Origin of the sequence: Pseudomonas syringae group sp. 26L6, assembly GCF_032587815.1 — a bacterium.
GTDB classification, from domain to species: domain Bacteria; phylum Pseudomonadota; class Gammaproteobacteria; order Pseudomonadales; family Pseudomonadaceae; genus Aquipseudomonas; species Aquipseudomonas amygdali.
The window spans coordinates 162,430-184,227 of the sequence record NZ_JAWHPJ010000018.1 but is presented as its reverse complement, the minus strand read 5'-3'; the positions used below and the strand labels follow the sequence as shown (position 1 = coordinate 184,227).

Annotated in this window: 17 protein-coding genes and 1 pseudogene; 8 read left to right on the top strand and 10 right to left on the bottom strand. The window is 59.1% G+C overall.

What is annotated here, in order from left to right:
* Positions 1–65 precede the first annotated feature (65 nt).
* From RYA97_RS08465 to RYA97_RS08440, 6 genes are read right to left on the bottom strand one after another with little or no spacing between them, the layout of a single operon-like run.
* A complete protein-coding gene (locus tag RYA97_RS08465; protein ID WP_117140555.1) occupies positions 66–899 on the bottom strand; it encodes a phosphodiesterase in 834 nt (277 codons plus the stop codon).
* 24 nt (positions 900–923) lie between these two features.
* Positions 924–1,955: an ABC transporter ATP-binding protein gene (locus RYA97_RS08460; RefSeq protein WP_117140554.1), complete on the bottom strand. Its 1,032-nt coding sequence runs from the start codon at positions 1,953–1,955 to the stop codon at positions 924–926.
* A complete protein-coding gene (locus tag RYA97_RS08455; RefSeq protein WP_117140553.1) occupies positions 1,952–2,746 on the bottom strand; it encodes an ABC transporter permease in 795 nt (264 codons plus the stop codon). The genes RYA97_RS08460 and RYA97_RS08455 overlap by 4 nt, the downstream gene beginning before the upstream one ends.
* Positions 2,743–3,612 (bottom strand): ABC transporter permease, encoded by an 870-nt coding sequence (locus RYA97_RS08450; RefSeq protein WP_117140552.1) that lies wholly within the window; start codon positions 3,610–3,612, stop codon positions 2,743–2,745. Before RYA97_RS08450 ends, RYA97_RS08455 begins: the two co-directional genes overlap by 4 nt.
* On the bottom strand, positions 3,612–4,613 hold the full coding sequence (locus tag RYA97_RS08445; RefSeq protein WP_005735060.1) for an ABC transporter substrate-binding protein: 1,002 nt from the start codon (positions 4,611–4,613) through the stop codon (positions 3,612–3,614). Before RYA97_RS08445 ends, RYA97_RS08450 begins: the two co-directional genes overlap by 1 nt.
* Positions 4,597–5,616, bottom strand: coding sequence for a substrate-binding domain-containing protein (locus tag RYA97_RS08440; RefSeq protein ID WP_044309134.1), 1,020 nt, complete (start codon positions 5,614–5,616; stop codon positions 4,597–4,599). Before RYA97_RS08440 ends, RYA97_RS08445 begins: the two co-directional genes overlap by 17 nt.
* Positions 5,617–5,810: 194 nt before the next feature.
* Between RYA97_RS08440 and RYA97_RS08435 the strand changes: the two genes are divergently transcribed.
* Complete coding sequence (locus tag RYA97_RS08435; RefSeq protein ID WP_117140551.1) at positions 5,811–6,785, top strand: serine/threonine protein kinase; 975 nt, start codon at positions 5,811–5,813, stop codon at positions 6,783–6,785.
* A gap of 211 nt (positions 6,786–6,996) precedes the next feature.
* On the top strand, positions 6,997–7,884 hold the full coding sequence (gene rarD, locus RYA97_RS08430) for an EamA family transporter RarD (RefSeq protein ID WP_004663394.1): 888 nt from the start codon (positions 6,997–6,999) through the stop codon (positions 7,882–7,884).
* A gap of 223 nt (positions 7,885–8,107) precedes the next feature.
* Here rarD and RYA97_RS08425 read toward each other — a convergent pair whose 3' ends face one another.
* Positions 8,108–8,626, bottom strand: coding sequence for a glycine cleavage system protein R (locus RYA97_RS08425; RefSeq protein ID WP_117140564.1), 519 nt, complete (start codon positions 8,624–8,626; stop codon positions 8,108–8,110).
* A gap of 321 nt (positions 8,627–8,947) precedes the next feature.
* Here RYA97_RS08425 and RYA97_RS08420 point away from each other — a divergent pair, with 321 nt between their 5' ends.
* Both RYA97_RS08420 and RYA97_RS08415 read left to right on the top strand, forming a co-directional pair.
* A complete protein-coding gene (locus tag RYA97_RS08420; protein WP_117140550.1) occupies positions 8,948–11,125 on the top strand; it encodes a malate synthase G in 2,178 nt (725 codons plus the stop codon).
* Between the two features lie 866 nt (positions 11,126–11,991).
* Positions 11,992–15,729, top strand: coding sequence for a type III effector (locus RYA97_RS08415; RefSeq protein ID WP_198661912.1), 3,738 nt, complete (start codon positions 11,992–11,994; stop codon positions 15,727–15,729).
* A gap of 45 nt (positions 15,730–15,774) precedes the next feature.
* Here the strand turns inward: RYA97_RS08415 and RYA97_RS08410 are convergent, their stop codons facing one another.
* Complete coding sequence (locus RYA97_RS08410; protein WP_002555590.1) at positions 15,775–16,221, bottom strand: response regulator; 447 nt, start codon at positions 16,219–16,221, stop codon at positions 15,775–15,777.
* Positions 16,222–16,453: 232 nt separating this feature from the next.
* Here RYA97_RS08410 and RYA97_RS08405 point away from each other — a divergent pair, with 232 nt between their 5' ends.
* Together RYA97_RS08405 and RYA97_RS08400 are read left to right on the top strand one after the other, a co-directional pair.
* Positions 16,454–18,388 carry a putative nucleotidyltransferase substrate binding domain-containing protein gene (locus RYA97_RS08405; protein WP_005781137.1) on the top strand — a complete coding sequence of 645 codons (1,935 nt, stop codon included), beginning with the start codon at positions 16,454–16,456 and terminating at the stop codon, positions 18,386–18,388.
* Entirely contained in the window at positions 18,385–19,098 is a 714-nt protein-coding gene (locus RYA97_RS08400) for a PolC-type DNA polymerase III (RefSeq protein ID WP_005744060.1), read from the top strand. Before RYA97_RS08405 ends, RYA97_RS08400 begins: the two co-directional genes overlap by 4 nt.
* Before the next feature lie 13 nt (positions 19,099–19,111).
* Here the strand turns inward: RYA97_RS08400 and RYA97_RS08395 are convergent, their stop codons facing one another.
* Together RYA97_RS08395 and RYA97_RS08390 are read right to left on the bottom strand one after the other, a co-directional pair.
* Positions 19,112–19,414, bottom strand: a complete 303-nt coding sequence (locus RYA97_RS08395) for a cell division protein ZapA (RefSeq protein ID WP_005735052.1) — start codon at positions 19,412–19,414, stop codon at positions 19,112–19,114.
* Positions 19,411–19,644 carry a hypothetical protein gene (locus RYA97_RS08390; protein ID WP_002555595.1) on the bottom strand — a complete coding sequence of 78 codons (234 nt, stop codon included), beginning with the start codon at positions 19,642–19,644 and terminating at the stop codon, positions 19,411–19,413. Before RYA97_RS08390 ends, RYA97_RS08395 begins: the two co-directional genes overlap by 4 nt.
* Before the next feature lie 421 nt (positions 19,645–20,065).
* Between RYA97_RS08390 and RYA97_RS26445 the strand changes: the two are divergent.
* Positions 20,066–20,560: pseudogene (locus RYA97_RS26445) on the top strand (MCP four helix bundle domain-containing protein); the annotation flags it as partial.
* The gene (locus tag RYA97_RS08385) at positions 20,561–21,691 is read left to right on the top strand and encodes a methyl-accepting chemotaxis protein (RefSeq protein ID WP_404940567.1); all 1,131 of its coding nucleotides are present in this window, start codon (positions 20,561–20,563) and stop codon (positions 21,689–21,691) included.
* Positions 21,692–21,798 lie beyond the last annotated feature (107 nt).

Below are 21,798 nucleotides of genomic sequence, written 5' to 3'. Positions count from 1 at the left end.
CTAATCAAGACTTGAGTATCACGCCGGGCGCAGAGCGTGGGAGCGATGAGCAATCAATCAATCAATCAATCAATCAACCCGTTCACATCGTAGAACGGGTATGGCCCTTCATAGCCGCCGAACACGGCGTTATGACTGACAAACCCCTGTTCCGAATGCCAGCGATGCAGCACGTAGCCTGCCGGCTCCAGGTTGAAATGGGCAGGCGCGGCTTCGTCGAGGTCCAGCACGATCTGGTGTGAGGTGCCAGGGCAGATGCTTGCCACGCTGCCACCAAAACGCCGCTGCATGGGGCGATGCAAATGCCCGCACAATAAACGCTCCACTTGCGGATGCTGGGCAATCACACGCTCCAGCGCCGACGCGTTGCCGAAGGGTTCGCGGTCCATGTGCCCTATGCCGCTAATGAATGGCGGATGGTGCAGGATGATCACCGTCGGTACATAAGGACGACGTGACAGCTGCGCGTGCAACCAGTCCAACTGACAGTAATCCAGCCGCCCGCCATGCTCGCCGGGAATGGTCGTGTCCATGCCGATCAGACGTACCGGGTATTTCTCCACCACCCAGTCCAGAGGTCCGCTGGCCGACAATGGCAGGTACACCTGTTCGGCAAACGCCGCCAACAGGTTGTGCCGATCATCATGATTGCCGGGCACCAGATAAAACGGCATGTGCAGGCGTTCCAGTTCAGGCTTGAGCACGGCGTATTCGTCCTCACGCCCGAAGTCGACCAGATCACCACTGATCACCACGATGTCTGGGCGCTGCTTGCTGGCGTTGATGTGTTCGACTGCGCGGCGCAATGCACCCAGTGTATCGACCACGCCATAGGTCAGGCGCCCGTCGGCTTTGAGGTGCAAGTCACTGATCTGGGCAATAAGAAACGGACGATTCAAAATAAGCTCTCTACGGAAACGATGTTACGAATGCAGGGTGAACAGCGCCTGCGGCTCAACACTCAGGGCGATGGCAGCGTTGGCGGCGTGAATAACGTTGTCGGTGCTGTCCACCAACAGCGGCTGCGGACCTCCGACATCGACCAGCAAACGGCTTTGCGCACCCTGAAAAAACTGACCGACCAAGCGACCCTGAAGGTGCCCGTGTTCCGGCATCAGGCGCAGATGTTCCGGGCGGCAGTAGACCGTGCCCGGCAGATCAGCGCCGTTCCATGGCAGCTCGCCGCCGCTCACCTTGAGGCCTGACGGGGTGCGCTCGACCACGCTGAACGCATTCAGATTGCCGACAAACCCGGCGACGAACGCATTGGCAGGTTGTTGATAGATTTCCCTCGGCGTCGCCAATTGCGAGACGCAGCCTTTTTCCATGACCAGAATCCGGTCGCCCAGGGCCATGGCTTCGCCCTGATCGTGGGTGACGAACACCGAGGTGATGCCCAACCCACGCAACAACTGATCGAGCTCGCTGCGCAAGCGCTCACGCAACTGCGCATCCAGTGCCGCCAGCGGCTCGTCGAGCAGCAGCACCCGCGGACGCGGTGCCAGAGCCCTGGCTAGCGCGACCCGTTGACGCTGACCACCAGAAAGCTCGTTGACACGACGATTACCGTGACCGGTCAGGCCAACCAGTTCCAGCAACTCATCGCAGCGCTTGCTTCGTTCGGCAGGCGACAGGCCGCGAATCTTCAGGCCGTAAACAATGTTCCCGGCGACGTCTAGATTCGGGAACAGCGCGTAGTTCTGAAACACCATCCCGACGTCACGCCGCTCGATAGGCAGGCGCGTAACGTCCTGATCATCGAACAACACCTGACCGACGTCCGGACGTTCAAGCCCGGCGATCAGACGCAAGGTGGTGGTCTTGCCGCAACCGGACGGACCGAGAATCGCCAGCGTTTCGCCAGGCTCGATGGTCAAGTGCAGATCCTGTACAGCAACGGTGCCGTCGGCAAATGCCTTGCGGCAGCCTTTCAGGCGAATGGTGGTTCCGCTCATCGGCTCTCTCCACGGGCAAGACGCGCACTGATGGCCTGCAACGCAATCAGCAGCGGCACAATCAGCAACAGAAAAAGAAGGGTGTAGGCGCTGGCGACTTCCAGTCGGGCTGAGGCGTAGCTGTCGGCCAGACCGACCGGCAGGGTCTTGGTCATCGGCGTGTGCAGCATCCAGGTCAGGTTGAACTCACCCAGCGACAGGGTCACGACCATCAGCACACCGGCCAGAATCCCGGCGCGGCAATTGGGCACCACCACGCTGAAAAAGCGCTTGATCGGCCCGGCGCCCAGACTGGCGGCAGCTTCTTCAAGCACCGGCAGTTGCTGACGCTGCATGACCGCCATGACCGGGCGCACCAGAAACGGCAACGTGAACAACACATGGCCCACCAGAATGAACAGCCAACTGCTGCGAAAGCTGCCGAACTGGCCGTAGGTCAGCAGCAACGCCAGGGCGCTGGCCAGGCCGGGCATGGCGACAGGAAGAACCATCATTTCTTCAAAGGCCCGGCTGAAGCGATTGTTCATGCGCACCAGCGCATACGCTGCCGGAACGCCGACCAGGCATACGCAGATCGCACAGGCCACAGCCAGTTGCAGCGACAACCAGACAGTCGGTGAATAGGCTTGCCAGACCTGCACCAGCCAGTCGAAGGTCAAACCGCTCGACAGGCCCAGAAAATAATTGCGGGTCAGCCCGGCAAGCAGCGAAAGCACTACCGGGACCAGCATGAACGCACAAACCAGTAACGTGAATGCCAGTTGCGCAGCAAACAATGGAGAACGTTTCAAAGGGCAACCCCTGATGTCCCGACCATGCGACGGGCCAGCAACAGCACCGCCCATGTCACTAGCCCGAGGATCACCGACAGCGCGGCGGCTACGGTGAAGTTGGCGTAATTGGTGAACACGTTGTAGATCGCCACCGGCGTGACGTTCAGGCGCGTACCAAGCGTAAATGCCGTACCGAATGCGCCCGTCGACGTGGCGAAGCAAATCGCACCGCAGGACACCAGCGCGGGTGCCAGCCCCGGAACGATTACATCGCACACCACCCGCCAATGACCCGCGCCCAGCGAATGCGCAGCTTCTTCAAGGCTGCGGTCCAGGCTTTCGCAAGCGGCCATGACGGTGAGAATCACGCGCGGAATCGAGAAATACAGGTAGCCAATGAACAAACCGGTCAGCGAATAGGCGAATATCCAGCGTTCGCCAGCCAGCTCCAGCCCGAGTGCCGCGAAGATGCCTTGGCGACCGGCCAGCAGAATCACCAGAAAGCCCACTACTACGCCAGGAAACGCCAGCGGAAAGGTCAGCAACGCCACCAGCGCAGAGCGTCCGAAAAACTGGTTACGGGCCAGAAACACACCGCTGATACCGCCGACCAGCAACGCCGCAAGCGTGACCACCAGTGCCAGCAGACAGGTCTGCGCCAGGCTGCCGAGGTATTGAGCACTGCTCAACACCTGCCAGTAACCGCTGCCGCTGCCGTCAGAACCTTGTGCGCCGAGCAGGATCAGGTGGGTCAGCGGCAGCAGCCAGAATGCCAGCAACACCGCCAGCGCCGGAGCAAGCGCCACCGCAGCGGTCGGGCGCAGCCGCAGCTTCATAAATCCGCCCTTGTGCAGAGCCAGCGCGTGTCCCGGCGAGGCTGACATTACTTCACCTCACGCAGATAACGGGCAGCAAAGGCTTCCTGCACGGCAGCCATGTGCTGGTAATCCACCACACCGGCACGAGCGTAATCGCTGTCGGGCAGGAACTGCGCGGCCACGTCGGCAGGCATTTTCGAGCGCACTGGACGCAAATAAGCCTTGGCCCACAGCGCTTGGCCCTCGTCAGACAGGACGAAATCCAGCACCTTCTCGGCATTAGCGCGGTGCGGTGCCTTGGCAACCATGCTCATCACGTACGGCACGCCAATGGTGCCTTCCTTGGGAATCACGAAAGCGACGTTGGCCTTGTCCTTGTAGCGAGCGCGATAGGCGTTGAAGTCGTAGTCGACCAGAATCGGCAGTTCACCGGACAGTACGCGTGCATAAGCGGTTTGCTTGGGCACGATGGGCGAGTTCTTCGCCAGCTTCTGGAAGTAGTCGATGGCCGGGCCGAAGTTGTCCAGTGTGCCGCCCATGGCCTGATTGATCGCAACGGCGGACACGTACCCGACGAATGCACTGGAGGGGTCGAGGTAGCCGACCATGCCCTTGTATTCGGGCTTGAGCAGATCCGCCCAGCTTTGCGGCACCGGCAGACCGCCCAGTGCGTCCACATTGACCATGATGCCCAGCGTGCCGGAATGAATGGCGAACCAGTGCCCTTCAGGGTCCTTCAGGCCTGCGGGAATGTCGTCCCAGTGCTTGGGTTTGTAGGTATCGACCACACCGGCCTTTTGCGCTTGCAGGCCGAAGGTCACGCCGTAATACACCACGTCTGCGACCGGCGCGGCCTGCTCGGCGACGATCTGCGCCAGCGCCTGCCCCGAGTTCTTGTTGTCCAGCGGCACTTGTACACCGGTGCTGTCGGCAATGGCCTTGAGCTGCGTGCCCCAGTCAGCCCACTCAGGCGGGCAGTTGTAGCAGATGGCGGTTTCGGCGGCCTGGGCGAGGCTGGCCGCACCACATAACAGCAGTGCCGCGAGGGTTTTACTGAGGCTGAGCATGAAGCATCTCCTGGTAGGGCTGGGTGCTTTCGCCGGGCCGGATATGGCACGGCAGACAATGAGAAACAGGTACTGCGCCAGCAATCCGTGCCAGTAATTGGTCGATGACAATGTGCGCCAGCTCGGCGATGGGCTGAACCACGCTGCACAAGGTCGGGTGCATCTGCGTGCCGAGGGCGATGCCGTCGAAGCCGATCACCGACAGGCGCTCGGGAACGCCCCAGCCGTTGCGGCGTAATTCGGCAATCAGGCTGATGGCCAGCAAATCGTTGGAACAGACCAGCGCGCTGGGCGCGTCCGGACCACGTAACAGGGGTTCGAGTGCGGCGAAATCGGCGCTTGTATGAGCAGGCATTTCAATCACTGGTCGCGCTTCAAGCCCACACTCGGCCATAGCGTCGCGATAGCCTTCATAACGCAGTCGGGCGCGGTCGGACTGCATGGCCGGACCTGCAACCATGGCGACTCGCTGATGGCCTGCATCGATCAGGTAACGAGTGGCCAGCGCCATGCCCGCCCGGTTATCCACAGACACCGCGCTGTAATCCGGGTTACCGGTCTGGTGATAGGCCAGCACGAACGGAGTGTCTTCATTGATCAGGCTTTGCAGCACCCGGTTGTGCTCGGCGTCGGTCACCGTCAGCACCAGCCCGTCGACCCGCTGACGCAACAACTCCTCAACCACGGCGCTTTCACGCTCTGCGGTGTAGTCGGTGGTTGCCAGCAGCAGGTTATAACCCCGTGCCCGCGCCGCCCGCTCCATGGCCTGAAACTGTTCGGCAAACACCGGGTTGAGCAGGTTGGGCACCACCACGCCAATCAGGTTGGTGGTTTGCAGACGCAATTGGCGGCCCAGCCGATTGGGGCGAAAACCCAAGGCGCGGGCCGCAGCGAATACCCGCTCGCGGGTTTCCGAGCGCACGACGTCGGGGCTTGCGAAGGCACGTGCCGCAGTAGCCCGGGAAACCCCGGCCAGATGCGCTACCTCTTTCAGATCAGTCATTGTCGCTCACTTGAGATCGATCTCATTGACGGCGACTCTAGGCGTCGAACATGGCTATCTCGCTAACGACTCATGACTTTTTGATGACAAAAGAGCCCGAAGGCAGATTAAACGGATGGGGTTTGGCGAAGCGGGACCGGTCTGCGTTACCATCAGCGGTCCGACGCGGCAACCTGCTGCGCGCAGGAGTAGTCATGGCTCACCCGTTTGCAACACTTACTCCCGATCTGGTCCTGGATGCTGTCGAAAGCATCGGTTTTCTCAGCGATGCCCGCATCCTGGCGCTCAACAGTTACGAAAACCGCGTCTATCAGGTCGGTATCGAAGACGGCCAACCGCTGATCGCCAAGTTCTATCGCCCACAGCGCTGGACTACCGAAGCCATCCTTGAAGAGCACAGCTTCACCGCTGAACTGGTCGAGGTCGAAGTGCCCGTGGTCGCGCCCATGTTGCACAACGGCGCAACCCTGTTCGAGCACGCCGGTTTCCGTTTCACGCTGTTCCCGCGCCGAGGCGGACGCGCGCCGGAGCCGGGCAATCTGGATCAGCTGTATCGCCTGGGTCAGTTACTGGGGCGTATCCATGCGGTCGGCTCGACCAAACCGTTTGCGCACCGCGAAGCACTGGGTGTGAATAACTTTGGCCATGCGTCGGTCAATTACCTGCTGGAAAACGACTGCATCCCGCGCAGCCTGCTTCCGGCTTACGAGTCGGTAGCCCGTGACCTGCTCAAGCGTGTCGAGGACGTTTACGCCGCCACGCCGCATACCAACATTCGCATGCACGGTGACTGTCACCCCGGCAACATGATGTGCCGCGACGAGATGTTCCACATCGTCGACCTGGACGACTGCCGCCTTGGTCCTGCCGTTCAGGACATCTGGATGATGCTGGCCGGTGATCGCCAGGAGCGCCTCGGCCAGTTGTCGGAGCTGATGGACGGTTACAACGAGTTTCATGATTTCGATCCACGCGAACTGGCCCTGATCGAACCACTGCGTGCCCTGCGCCTGATGCACTACAGCGCCTGGCTCGCCCGTCGCTGGGACGACCCTGCGTTCCCGCACAGCTTTCCATGGTTCGGCACCGAGCGTTACTGGGGCGACCATATCCTGGCCCTGCGTGAGCAGATGTCAGCGCTGAATGAAGAGCCGTTGAAACTGTTTTGACCTGATGAGCCCCAGGTTATCGTGCGGCGCTCCGCGTCGCATGCAGCTCTGGACGCTCCGCGTCCGATCCTGAACAAGCGACGCGGCACAGATGTCGTGAATCAGCCGAACCTGTGTATAACATCCAGCGCTCCAGCGTGAGTACGATCAAAACCATCAACCGCATCACCCCACAATAAAACCGGAAATTTCTGTATTAAAGGGACGCTCCATGCAAGCTGCCAATCCACGCCGTGGATACATCCTGGGCCTGAGTGCTTACACCATCTGGGGCCTGTTCCCCATCTACTTCAAGGCCATCTCCGCCGTTCCGGCCATCGAGATCATCATCCATCGAGTGCTCTGGTCAGCCCTCTTCGGCTCGATTGTGCTGATGTTCTGGAAACATCCCGGCTGGTGGCGTGACCTGCGCAACAACCCACAGCGACTGGCCGTGCTGGCACTCAGCGGGACGCTGATCGCTGCGAACTGGATCGTCTACGTGTGGGCCGTTAACAACGGCCGCATGCTTGAAGCCAGTCTCGGGTATTACATCAACCCGCTGGTCAACGTGCTGCTGGGCATGCTGTTGCTGGGCGAGCGGCTCAGGCGTCTGCAAATGCTGGCGGTCGCTTTCGCCACCATTGGTGTCGCCCAGCAGGTCTGGAACGTCGGCAGCCTGCCGTGGGTGTCACTGGCTCTGGCGCTGACCTTTGCGTTCTACGGCTTGATCCGCAAAAAAGCCCCGGTTGCCGCCTTGCCTGGCCTGGTAGTGGAAACCTGGATGCTGGTGCCGCTGGCATTGATCTGGCTAACGCTCAACCCGACGGCCGTAAGCGCCCAGCCGGAATTCTGGACCACCACGCAAGCCATCTGGCTCGCCGCCGCAGGCCCGGTGACGCTGATCCCGCTGGTGTGCTTCAACGCCGCAGCCCGTCACCTGCCCTTCACCACCCTGGGTTTCCTGCAATACCTCGCGCCCACGCTGGTTCTGCTGCTGGCCGTGCTGCTGTATGGGGAGCACCTGACCACCAGCACCATCATCACCTTCGCCTTCATCTGGGCGGGGCTGGCAATCTACAGTGTGGATATCTGGCTGAAATCCCGCGGCCGGGGCTGATCAAAAAACACACAACACCTCGCAAGCCACGCCCCCCGTGGCCTGCAAGAGGTTCTCCAAGGGTTATCCACAGGCAGGCTAACCTTATCTGTGCACAAGCCATTGAAACTGTTGGTTTTTTGATCAACTTTCGCCAGGCCACGGCGAACGTGGCGTGCAAGGCTATTCCCCCAGGTTATCCACAGGCAGGTGCACGGTTAATTTGGATAACCTGAAAGTGAATCTAGTCCTCAGTACCCAACACCAGCTCTACCATCAGATCATCAGCCAGGGTCTCAAGCCCTGCCTGCAGGTCATCCAGCGACAAGCCCACCGGTACGCCCAGCACTGCATCGGCGTGGAACAGCAACTCGCTGTTCATGGGCGCAGGAGAAACGTCGGTGATCAAGTGTTCAACGTTGACACCCTGCCCGGCCAGCAAGCGGGTGATGTCGCGCACAATGCCGGGGCGGTCGTTACCGACCAGTTGCATGCTGATCAACTGAGTCGGGGCGGTTGTCTCTATCACGCTTTCAGCCAATAGCATGCGAATGCCATGGGCCGACAGGGCGTTCAACGCTTTGATCAGGTCATCGTACTTTTCCGGCTCGACGCCTACCTTGAGGATCCCGGCAAATTGCCCGGCCATGCGCGACATGCGGCTTTCCAGCCAGTTACCGCCCTGCTCGGCGATGCATTGCGCGATACGTTCGACCTGACCCGGTTTGTCGGGAGCAACCAACGTTACGACGAGATGATCCACGGTCAATTCCTCTTTCTGTGCAGGTGATTTGAAAACGGCGTCGGTCGCACCAGTATAGACAGCCCCGAAGGCAGCCCGCGCGCGGTAAATCGTGTACCGTTTGCCATGCTTTATGGAACAATCCCGAGCGCTTTTGGGAACACAATGAATATCATCGTGACCCGATATGAATATCCAGTCGTTTAATGACATATTCAGCGACGTTTTCACGCAACGGCGGCTCATGTAGTATCCAGAATCTCGCACTACATGACACCAAGATCAATAACAGAGCGCTCCCCGAGTGTGCTCGACCCTGCTGAGCAGAGTGAGGCAAGTGCAATGACTGAGTACGTTCAAGTCGGTGACCTGCAAGTCGCCAGAGTCCTGTTCGACTTCGTGCAGAACGAAGCCACACCCGGAACCGGTATCGACGCCACTTCGTTCTGGGCGGGTGCGGACCAACTGATCCACGACCTTGCGCCAAAGAACAAGGCACTGCTCGCCAAACGAGATGAATTGCAGGCGCAGATCGACACGTGGCACCAATCGCGCGCCGGACAGGCTCACGACGCCTCGGCTTACAAAGCCTTCCTTCAGGAGATCGGCTACCTGCTGCCAGAAGCAGCGGACTTCCAGATCACCACGCAAAACGTCGATGAAGAAATAGCCACCATGGCCGGACCGCAACTGGTCGTGCCTGTAATGAACGCACGGTTTGCGCTCAATGCGTCAAATGCCCGCTGGGGCTCGCTGTATGACGCGCTCTATGGCACCGATGCCATCAGCGAAGAAGGCGGCGCGGAGAAAGGCAAGGGCTACAACAAGGTGCGTGGCGACAAGGTGATCGCCTTCGCCCGCGCATTCCTCGATCAGGCAGCCCCTTTGGCGGCTGGCTCGCACGTTGATTCGACTGCTTACAAATTGATCGACGGCAGACTGGTCATCAGCCTCAAGGGCGGCAGCAACACGGGCCTGCGCGACGATGCACAACTGGTGGGTTTTCAGGGTGAGGCTTCAGCGCCGTTCGCCGTGCTGCTCAAACACAATGGCCTGCATTTCGAATTGCAGATCGACGCTTCCAGCCCGGTTGGCCAAACCGATGCGGCAGGCGTGAAAGACATCCTCATGGAAGCCGCGCTGACCACCATCATGGATTGCGAAGACTCCATTGCAGCCGTCGATGCCGAGGACAAAGTAGTCGTCTACCGCAACTGGCTGGGACTGATGAAAGGCGACCTGGCGGAATCGGTGTCCAAAGGCGGCGAAACCTTCACCCGCACCATGAACCCGGACCGCGTCTACACCACGCCACAAGGCGGCGAAGCCACGCTGCACGGTCGTTCGCTGCTGTTCATTCGTAACGTAGGTCACTTGATGACCATCGACGCGATTCTCGACAAGCATGGCAATGAAGTGCCGGAAGGTATTCTCGACGGCCTGTTGACCAGTCTGGCTGCGATCCACAACCTCAACGGCAATACCTCGCGCAGCAACAGCCGCAGCGGCTCGATGTACATCGTCAAACCGAAGATGCACGGGCCGGAGGAAGCCGCGTTTACCAACGAACTGTTCGGGCGTATCGAGCAGGTGCTGGGCTTGCCGCGCAACACATTGAAAGTCGGCATCATGGACGAAGAGCGCCGTACCACGGTCAACCTCAAAGCCTGTATTCAGGCAGCCAGCGAGCGCGTGGTATTCATCAACACCGGCTTCCTCGACCGCACCGGTGACGAAATCCATACCTCGATGGAAGCGGGCCCGGTGGTGCGCAAGGCGCAGATGAAAGCCGAGAAATGGATCAGTGCCTACGAGAACTCCAACGTCGACATCGGCCTGAAATGCGGCCTGCAAGGTCGCGCACAGATCGGCAAAGGCATGTGGGCCATGCCCGACCTGATGGCCGCCATGCTGGAACAGAAAATCGCTCACCCGTTGGCTGGCGCAAACACTGCCTGGGTGCCCTCGCCTACAGCGGCTGCGCTACACGCCCTGCATTACCACAAGGTCGATGTATTCGCTCGTCAGGCCGAACTGGCTCAACGCGAGCAGGCATCGGTGGATGACATTCTGACCATTCCCCTTGCGCCGAACACCGACTGGACGCCCGAAGAAATCCAGAACGAACTGGACAACAACGCACAGGGCATTCTCGGCTACGTGGTGCGCTGGATCGATCAGGGTGTAGGTTGCTCGAAAGTACCGGATATCAACGACATCGGCCTGATGGAAGACCGCGCAACGCTGCGCATCTCAAGCCAGCACATGGCCAACTGGCTGCGTCACGGCGTTGTCAGCGAAGCTCAGGTGCTGGAAAGCTTGAAGCGCATGGCACCGGTCGTGGATCGCCAGAATGCCAATGACCCGCTGTATCGCCCGCTGGCGCCAGACTTCGACAGCAACATTGCCTTCCAGGCAGCCGTCGAACTGGTGATCGAAGGTACGCGACAGCCTAACGGCTATACCGAGCCGGTACTGCATCGTCGCCGTCGTGAGTTCAAGGCCAAAAAAGGAATGTAAGGATTTTAGTCATCGGACCTGAGAGGCAGCTTGCTGCCTCTTCGGGAAGGTGATGAGTAAACATCGCGTTTTTTGTTCGAATACCCCAGATACTTTCCAACTGAACGTCTCTGATTGCGTCGGTGATCAACCTGCCATTCCTTGAATCCCTGACAACCTTTCACCCATCCTCGCGCGTACCAAAATAAAAGCGGAACCGAATCCACATATCGACCACCCATCCAGACAGGTCCGAAAACCTCCCGTTCAAGCAGGGAAACGTTTCAGGCACCTGCCACGGCTGACTCACCAACGGAAGCAAACCGCGAGTCAGCAACGTAGCCCCCGTTATGCCGCCGAGCAAACACGCCTTCCCCGTGCCGCCCTGGCAGTTTGAAGAAGTGTCGCCTGCAGCCTCTTGGCGTCATGGCGACAGCCCTTCAAACACGTTTTACGCACCACCGAATGTGCAGTGTCGATTACTACCACCACCTGTATTGATCTGTCGAACTTGATATCTGAGCCGATGGAGCCCGCTCATGACCTTAAGAATCAATACTCGTTCTGCTACCCCGGTTGTACCTCTGGAAACAGGATCTTCGTCGCAGCCGGCAGTACCGTCTGTCACGGCAAGACCGACTGAGCCTCCGCCAGTCGCCAATCCTGCTGCACCTAAATCAGCGCCAGGTGTTCAGCAAGCTCACGGGCTGAAGACGCGCATCGCTGGCAAGCTTTCCGAGCGTCAGACCAATTTCAGTCTCGGTATTCCCGGCACCGGTCGTACTTTAAACCGGCCCTTGCGCAGCGGGATTCCGGAGGAAGGTGAGCACCTATCGAGCGAGGAGAAACACGATCCGTTGCTAAAAGAAGCGCATGAACTGCAGCGCATGGTCGATTCGGCGCTGACCCACCTGAAGGCGGCGCCAACGTCTCTCTGGGAGCGCCCCGCCCCTTCAACGGTAAGGGGTATTACCACCAGGATTTTTCCGTGGCTAAAGCCTGCCTCGCTACGCGAGGTTGCCAGCAATGGCAGCAACGCCAAGACCAAGGCCGATAACTCACAGCAAAGCCCTGAAACCATCGCAGCGGCGGTGAAAGAGTTGAGCACCCGGCTGGATCATCAGAGCAAGGTGCTCGCCACAGCCACCCTCGCATTGGTCGCTGCGCGCGAGCATCTTGAATCGCTCGAACAGGTCACTCCACCCACGTCGACCGAACGACTGGACCATGCCAGGGCTCGCGTTCAACAGGCCGGCTCCACCACCCGCCTGGCCAGCCAGCAACTTCGGGAGCTGATTCAGGGCACAGAAGTACTGCAACTGGGCGCGCTGAGTGAGGGGCAGGATCAGGTTAAACAGAAAGCCGAGTTCTCTCAGCAGTGGCTGGGCGAGTTGCGCACACGCATGCAGGCGCTGGATGTCCGTTTCGCCGACCGGCACGCTGCCATCGAAATCGAACTGCAAATCAAGGTGGCAGAGACTCGTGAGCTGATTTCACTCGATCACGACATGACCGCGGCCGAGCACACGGCCGCGCACGCCAATATGCAGCTTTCTGCGTTGCGCGCCCAGCGACAGGAGACGCCCGAAGGGTCAGACGAAGCCGACAGGCTGGACACCGCCATTGGACAGACGCTTGCAACGCGTTCACAGGCCATGCAAACACATCAGCAACTGGCAAAAAGACTGGTGCGGGTCGATGCCGATGTTGCGCGCCTGAACGACGAGCTGGGCGAGATTCATCAGCGAATCGCGATCGTCAATGACGAGCGCTTTGCACTCAAGACACTTGATCAGAAACTGCCCGCATCAGACCAGGTCACCACGCCTGCAGAGGGCGAGGTCCAAGAACGAATCGATAAAACCGCTCTCAAGAACGTCCGCGAGCAGTACCTCGCCAGTCAGATCAGTCAAGCGCACGCTTTTGCAGCAACCGGTGCGGATGAAATTCAAGCGGCCCTGCAACGTATCGGCGATCGCCTGCAAGGCACGCCGCCACCCACATCGCTGCCAGCTTTCGCGGTTATCGAGGTAATAACGTCGGCGCTGGCAGACGTGACGGGCAATGACGCCACACGTGCCAACCGTGTGCTCGACGTACTGAGCCAGCACCCACTGGAACATTGGCCACGCGTGGCCGAAGAAATGTCGAAGTCGGTCAGGACCCGCAGCGCCACAAACAATAGCATTCAGCAGGACACGCTCAACCTCTGTCGAAAACTGGCAACTGTGCCGCGTGGCATGGAAATGCTGCAAGTGCTCTCCAGCGATGGCACTGCACCGATCGTGGCCGAGCGGGCCAAGCCTTTGCGCGTGTTCTGGAATGCCGATGAAGCGCAGCAGAAAGAGCCCGACGGCAAGGTCAAGGCATGGCTGCAAACCGCCAAACAGGTGGCGCGCAGCAAGCTGGATGGAGACGAGAAGTCGTTCGACGATGTTGATCACGCCGCCTTCAACGCGGTTCGTAACGGTTATTTCAGCAACGCTCCCGGCACGCCCTATGCGCAGCATGACCAGCGCCTGAAAAAAGCGACGATGGAATGGGTCATGCGCGCCGTGGCGGCCAATACCCCGGAGCAAGCAACAGCAACTGCCCCAGCGAAAAGCTCGTTACCACGCCGCCTGGTCCCCACGCTGAACAAAACACCCTTTGCTAAATCGACGCTGGATCGGGCCTACTCGGTGGGCGAAAGCATGGGCCTGCAATCGCCCAGAAAGCAGGTTGATCAGGTGATTTCTGCGCGTATCAGTATGCTGGAAGAAACCCTGAAAAACGCCAAGGGTGCACCAGGACTGCAACTTGAAATCTCGGCCGCCCACGCCCTGCTCGATCACCTCAAATCTCTGGAAAAGAAAGGCACTCACCTGTCGCAGGTGACGCTTAAAAATCGCGATGGCAAATCGATGCAAAGCCTGCTCAAGGCCCGCGTTCAACAGCAGCGGCTATCACAGATATGGGATAAGCCGGACGCGAACGGCAAGCGCGCAGTCAACGTACTGCACAAAGCTCAGCACATCGAACTGCCGCCGCTGTACAGCGAACTGGCGAACAGCAAGCTGTCGGTCTACGAGGCAATCAATCGCGTCGATGAGCACCTGCGCGAGATATTGCCGCCAGCGCTGCAACCTGCTCAGTCTGGCGAAGAGGTGCTTGATCAGGACTTGAACGCGGCGATAAAACTGCTGAAAACCCGGCATTTGAGCGAGAAAAGCGACATTGTGACGTTTTTCAAGCCGTTCATTCTTGAAAGCCGCCTGCGCGACCGGCTTCGGCTGGGCGGCGGAGGCACGCTGGGCGTAGGCTTGCCGTCGCTGCCCTACAGCTTGATATCGCCCATCGTGTCACCGATCTTTTCGGCAGAGAAATCTCGCAGTGACGAAGCGTTTGCCCAGGTGTTCATGCCGATTCTGGGGATGGAAATGTCCTTCGGCAAAGCACGAACCGAAGCCGCCGAGGTCACCATCGGTGTGGCGGCAGGAAGCGCGGTTGCAGAGGGTGTGGGGATACAGGCTGCGCTCACTGGCCGCTTTACCGCTCAGGAAACCCAAACCAGCTCGACCCTCATGCGCTTTTTCCGCACCCGTCACAAGGACGATGAAATGCGCGGCAACATGCTGACCGCGCTGGACAGCATGGTCCGCTGGGACATCATCGACCCGCAAAAGGGCCAGCGCTACGCCGGGCCGCTGGAAGCCATACTGGCGCGTAACCCGGAGGTCTCTGTCAGCCAGATAGATGCGACGTCCAGCACCCGCAACGTCGCGGCGCGTATGGCATTGCGCGTCCCGGCGGTACGTTTCAAGGATGGCGCAAGCGATGCCTCTCAAACCCTGACGCCGGAACCTTCGGTGTACGTCGAAGCGGATCGAATCAAGGAAACACGTACGGAAACCGGCGGATTCATCAGCGTTGTCGGCGCCAAGGGTGACACTGCTCAGCAACGGGCGGGGGTCACCGCCAACCTGAACTTCGCGCCGATTGCCAGCTCGGCCACGTCAGCAAAAAAAGGTGCCAACCATGGGGTTCAGGGTCAGGGGCTGGGTTTGCAACTGGGCGTGTCCCGAGACCTGGCCTGGGCGCTGGAAAAGAACGAAATATCGCCCTTCCTGATTGGCGACAAACAGGACGCCGATCTGGACCGGCACTACTCCACGCCGCGCGACATGCAGGCCGAAATCACCGCCAACCGCGATCTGTGGTTGATGCGTTGCATCGAAACACTGGAGCCGGATGAGAAAGGCAACAAAAACACCCCCGACAACCGCCTGCGCGCGGCTATACACCTTGACGCTTTCGAGGCGACAATCAAACGTCTGGGCAAGGACAGCAAGTATTGCCAGTACAACGTCAATTACTCGATGAAGGGCCGGGCAGGCGCCGAAATAGACGGCTATCGCGGCATTCAGGCTGTGGCTTTGCAGCGCGGGGATGTGCAGGCAGCGGAAAAGGCCCAGCAGGCCATTGACGATATTTTGCTGACCAAAGAAACCTGGCGACCACTGGTGTTGATCGTTCGTGAACGGGCACGGGACTCAACCGTTGTCGGCTGGCGTAACCTGCTGCGTTGGCAGAAGCTCTCCAATATCGACGGTCAGCGCACTGCAGCGCAGTTTCCGCCGCCGTGAAAACGGGGATCGACACGCTGGTCATTCAACTGCACGACTAACGCGTCAATTCATTCCCAGCTCACGCTTTACCAGCTTCACCAGCTGCTTGGTGTTAAGCGGCTTGAGCAGGAAGTCCACCACGTTCAAGTGCATGGCATCGATGGCATCGCGCACGTTGGCATCGCCGGAGACGATAATGATCGGCAGTTCGGCGCGATCCGACTCCCTTACCTTGCGGATCAGGTCCAGCCCGTCGAAAGGTGCCATGCGCAAATCGGTAATCAGCAGTCCGATGGACTGACGCGTCTGGATCATTTCGAGCGCGCTGTCGCCACCGGGTGCGGTCATGCAACTGATGTCATTGAGGCTCAGAATTTCGGCCAGCAGCTCGCGCGCGTCGCTGTCGTCATCGACGATCAGAACTCGTTGCGGTGCGTCACGGGCGGGCGTGAGCATGACCTCATGGAGGGCATTGCGCTCTTCATCGCTCAAAATGTCGTGGTCAATCATTGCAGTCTCATCATTCCCTGAACTAATCCGACAGCAGATATGGATAAATCTGCGATGCATTTCGTCGGCATCCTGGCCAGTCTCCGCTCGCAATCCATTGCGTTCGTCAAATCAGTTACGCCGCAGCAGGCACGGCACTGTCACTCGGTTCAAGCGTAAGACTTACGTCCAATGGGCACCTGGCTGCAAGCGGCCGACCATGAGCACCAATAACAAGAACGCGGAACAGGCCATGAGCAAGGCAGATGCTTTCACCCAGGCAGGCAAGACAGCCGTGCTACAGAACATACACGGCACCATGCAGTTTCTGCAAAAATTCCCGCCTTTCAACCAGATGGAAAACGCGCATCTGGCGTACCTCGTAGAGCAGTGTCAGCTCCGGTTCTATGCTGCGGATGAAAGCATCATCAAGCCTGGCGATGGCCCGGTAGAGCACTTTTACATCGTCAAGCAGGGGCGAATCGTCGGTGAACGTCCGCATTCTGCCAAAGGCGGCACAGAAACAACATTTGAAATTACCACTGGCGAGTGTTTTCCACTTGCGGCCCTGCTGGGCGAGCGTGCCACTCGCACTGAACACCTGGCTGCAGAAGACACCTTCTGCCTGCAATTGAACAAGCAGGCGTTCATCAAGCTATTCGCGCTTTCCACAACGTTTCGCGACTTTGCCCTGCGCGGCGTCAGCAGCCTGCTGGATCAGGTCAATCAGCAGGTCCAGCAGCGCGCCGCTGAAACCCTGGGCACGCAGTATTCCCTGAATACACGTCTGGGCGAACTGGCCATGCGTCACCCGGTGATGTGCAGCCCTGAAACACCCATGCGCGACGCGGTGAAACTGATGCATGAACAGCAGGTAGGCAGCATCGTGATTGTCGACGAGCAGCAGGCCCCGCTGGGGATTTTTACCCTGCGCGACCTGCGTGAGGCAGTTGCCGATGTGAATGCCGATTTCAGCGCGCCGGTCAGACACACCATGAGCCTGTCGCCGTTCCATCTGAGCCCGGACGCCAGCGCATTCGACGCGGCCATCGCCATGACCGGACGTCACATCGCCCACGTGTGCCTGGTCAGAGACGGGCGATTGTGTGGCGTGGTATCGGAGCGCGATTTGTTTTCCTTGCAACGGGTCGACCTGGTCCACCTGGCGCGGACCATCCGCAATGCGCCGCGTATCGAGGCGCTCGCCGGTTTGAGGGGCGATATCGTCCAGTTGGTCGACCGCATGCTGGCCCATGGTGCCTCTTCGACCCAGATAACCCAGATCATTACCCTGCTCAATGACCACACCGTGTGCCGCGTGATCGAGCTGACACTTGCAGAAAATGGCGACCCCGGCATTGCATTCAGCTGGCTGTGCTTTGGTAGCGAAGGCCGTCGCGAGCAGACGCTGCATACCGATCAGGACAACGGCATTCTGTTTGAAGCCAGCGATGCGGCGGAGGCAGAGCAGATCCGCACGTTATTGTTGCCGATTGCCGAGCGTATCAATCAGAGCCTGGCACAGTGCGGTTTTACCCTGTGCAAGGGCAACATCATGGCCGGCAACCCCGACCTGTGCCTGTCCCGGCTCGAGTGGTCACAGCGCTTTGCAGCCTTTATCCGCGAGGCAACTCCGGAGAACCTGCTGGCATCGAGTATCTATTTCGATCTGCGCGTGGTCTGGGGCGATGAGAGCGGCGGCGAGCAACTGCGCCGCGGCATTCTTGATCAGGTAGCAGACAACAAGCTGTTCCAGCGCATGATGGCCGAGAACGCACTGCGCCAAAGGCCGCCGGTGGGCCGCTTCAAGGATTTCGTCCTGGCGCGCAAAGGCAGCGAAAAAGACACCCTGGACCTCAAGACCGAAGGCCTGACGCCCTTTGTCGACGGTGCGCGCCTGCTGGCGCTTGCCAGTGGTGTCGGCGTCAACAATACCCAGGAACGCCTGCGCCAACTGGTCGAACGTGAAGTCATCGACCCCCTGGATGGCGCTGCGTATGAAGAGGCGTACCACTTCATTCAGCAGACCCGCATGCAGCAACATCAATTGCAAAGCCGCCAGAACCTTCCTTACTCCAACCGCATCGACCCTGACACGCTCAACCATCTGGACAGACGCATTCTGCGCGAATCATTTCGCCAGGCGCAGCGACTGCAAACCAGCCTGACCCTGCGTTATCAACTATGAACCTGTTCGAATGGCTCAAGCCGCGCGCGAAAAAGACACCCTTGCAAGCGCATCACCTGGATCGCCTCAAAAAGCTGCCGGTCTGCGCGAACCTCAGCGACAAGCCGTTGCGCCAACAGCGCTGGGTCGTGCTGGACCTTGAAACCAGCGGCTTGAACATGAACCGCGATCAAGTGCTGTCCATCGGTGCGGTCGTAATTGAAGACGGTGCCATCGATCTGGGTCAACAGTTCGAGCGTACGCTGTTGCGCGTCGACCACAAGGTCAGCCCGGCCGTGCTTATTCATGGTTTGGCGCCCAGTGCGATTGCCGCGGGCTGCGAGCCGGCCGAGGCGTTGCTGGACTTCATGGAGTTCGTCGGCGAAAGCCCGATTCTGGGTTTTCATGCGCCGTTCGATCAGCACATGCTGTCGCGCGCACTGAAAGAAAGCCTGGACTACCGCTTGCGGCATCCGTTTTTCGATGCCGCAGAAATAGCCCCGATGCTCTGTGAACAAGCCAACCTGCGTCACGCGGGGCTGGACGACTGGACGCAGTTTTTTGGCCTGCATGCCGAAGAGCGTCACAACGCCAGCGCTGATGCACTGGTCACCGCAGAGCTGGCGCTGATCCTGTTCAGCCACGCCCGTCGTCAGCAGATCGACAGCCCGCGGCTACTGGAGGAGCGACTCGGGCAATGGCGCAGACGCAAGCAATCGCACTCGTTTTGACTGCGACCTGCACTTAGCTCTGGGAAATGGTCTTGGCGATTACATCCACCGTCGCGTCGACCTGCTCGCGGTAACGCTTGAGCTCGACCTTGTGCAATTGCTCAAGCTCGATTTGCTGCGAACAGAGGTTCAGCGCTGCCAGAACCAGCAGACGGTCACCGATCAACGTCGGGTATTTGCGCTTGGTGTCGGCCAACGACGCGTTGAGCATCGCCGCGGCCTTCATGAGGGTCAGGTCTTCACCGGCAGGGGCTTTGACCGAGTACTCATTACCCAGAATGGTGAGAACGGTTACACCGTTGCCATCGACGTTCATGCGCCAACAGCGCTTGCGCTGGTCGCGCGATCAACCAGTGCCTGGATACGGGCGGCGGTGCTGCCCTGCTTCTCTTCCTGCTCCATCAGGCTCAGTTGCAAGTTCTCGTTCTCGTCCTTGGCTTTTGCCAGCTCGGCACCGAGCTGTGCATTTGTGTCTTGAAGGGCCTGGTTCTGTTGCACCAGATCACCGACAAGTTGTTCCAATTGGCTAAGGGAGGCTTCCAACATTTTGATTTCTCGAGCAAATTTCAACGGGCGCGTACGATAAAGAAAAGTCGCTGCGCATGCCAGCGCTCAGGCTTTGATACTGATCTGTCATGACGTTGACATGTCCATAACGTAGACGCGTAGGGGGCTTGTGACTACGTATTCGGAATCCGGTTCCTGCTGTTCGTCAGACCGCCCCGAACTGCGACAAATGCGCACAGGCAATGGGCAAACTGACATCACCCTAACCCTCCCCAACCCAGTCTTTTCAAGGGTTTGCGCGAATGTCAGCCATATCCAAAGATAACCGTCAGTAATAAGTCGTCAATATTTAGTGCCTACTGACTCAAGACGTTAGTCGCATGACCGATAGGCAGCCATTCACTGCATTCCCTTCACCGTTAAATCGCATGGATTGCGTACCTGACCCTGGAAGCTTTCTATGTCCCTGCGAAATATGAACATCGCGCCCCGAGCGTTTCTTGGATTTGCCATGATCGGCATACTCATGTTGATTCTGGGTGTATTTGCACTGTCTCAGATGAGCAAGATCCGTGGCGCCACTGAAGTGCTGGCCGACAACAATGTGCCGAGCATCAAGAGCCTTGACCGATTCGCTGAAGTCAGCATTCGTTTGCGCGTTCTGTCCTATCGATTGCTGGTCAACCGCGACCCGGAAACCCAGCAGAAAACCATCGAGTTGATGGCGATGCGCAACAAGCAGATCACTGACGCTCAGGCGATTTACGAGAAGCTCATCAGCGATCCCGACGAGCGCAATCTTTACAGCCAGTACGTACAACTGCTGGGACAATATCGCCAGCTTGAAGAGCGCCTGAAGACCCTGACTCGCGCCAACAAGATCGATGAATTGCAGGGCCTGCTCAATAACGAAATGCTCAACAACTCCGACCAGATGAATGTTGTGCTCAGCAAACTGGTGGAGTTCAACACGGCTCAGTTGAACCAGGTGAAGAAGGATGCGTCCAGCGAGTACGATTCGGCATTCAATCTGGTCGTCGGACTGTTGATCGCTGCCACCCTGCTGACCATCGTGTTTGCCTGGATGCTGATCAAAAGTATTACCACGCCGATTGCCACGGCTCTGCATGCAGCGGAAACCATCGCACAAGGCAACCTGACCCGGCCGATCCAGATCGACGGTACCGATGAAGCCGGTCGTTTGCTGCTGGCCATGAAAACCATGCAGGACAAGCTGCGCGATACGTTGCAGGGAATTTCCGGTTCGGCCACGCAACTGGCCTCGGCTGCTGAAGAGCTCAATGCTGTCACCGACGAAAGCGCACGCGGGCTGGTGCAGCAGAACAACGAAATCGAGCAGGCTGCAACCGCAGTCAACGAGATGACCAGCGCCGTGGAAGAAGTCGCGCGCAATGCCGTCAGCACGTCACAAGCGTCTCGCAATGCTGCGACATCTGCTGGCGACGGTCGTGATCTGGTTCAGGAAACCGTCAGCGCCATCGAACGCATGAGCGGCGATGTGAAAGGTACGGCTGAACTGATCATCAACCTGGCCAGTGAATCGCGTGATATCGGTAAGGTGCTGGACGTGATTCGCGGCCTGGCAGACCAGACCAATCTGCTCGCCCTCAACGCCGCCATCGAGGCTGCACGCGCTGGTGAAGCCGGGCGTGGCTTTGCTGTAGTCGCCGACGAAGTCCGCGCCCTGGCGCACCGCACGCAGCAATCGACCAGTGAAATCGAACGCATGATCGGTAGCATTCAGAGCGGTACGGAGCAGGCAGTGAGTTCGATGCGCAACAGCACCGAACGCGCCGAATCGACGTTGAACATCGCCAAAGGCGCGGGCTTGGCGCTGAACACCATCAACGTTGCAGTCGAAGAGATCAACGAACGCAACATGGTCATCGCCAGTGCTGCCGAAGAGCAGGCGCAAGTCGCTCGCGAAGTGGACCGCAACCTGGTCAACATCCGCGACCTGTCTGCACAATCCACCACCGGCGCCAATCAAACCAGCGCGGCCAGCACCGAGCTATCCCGCCTGGCCGTGGACCTCAACAGCATGGTGTCGCGCTTCGCACTGTAAACACACGAAAACTCAACTGGCGTGCCGGCGCTCCGCGTCAGTACGCCGTTCTGGACGCTCCGTGTCCTCTTGCGACGCAGAGCGTCGCGAACTGCATACCACGCTGG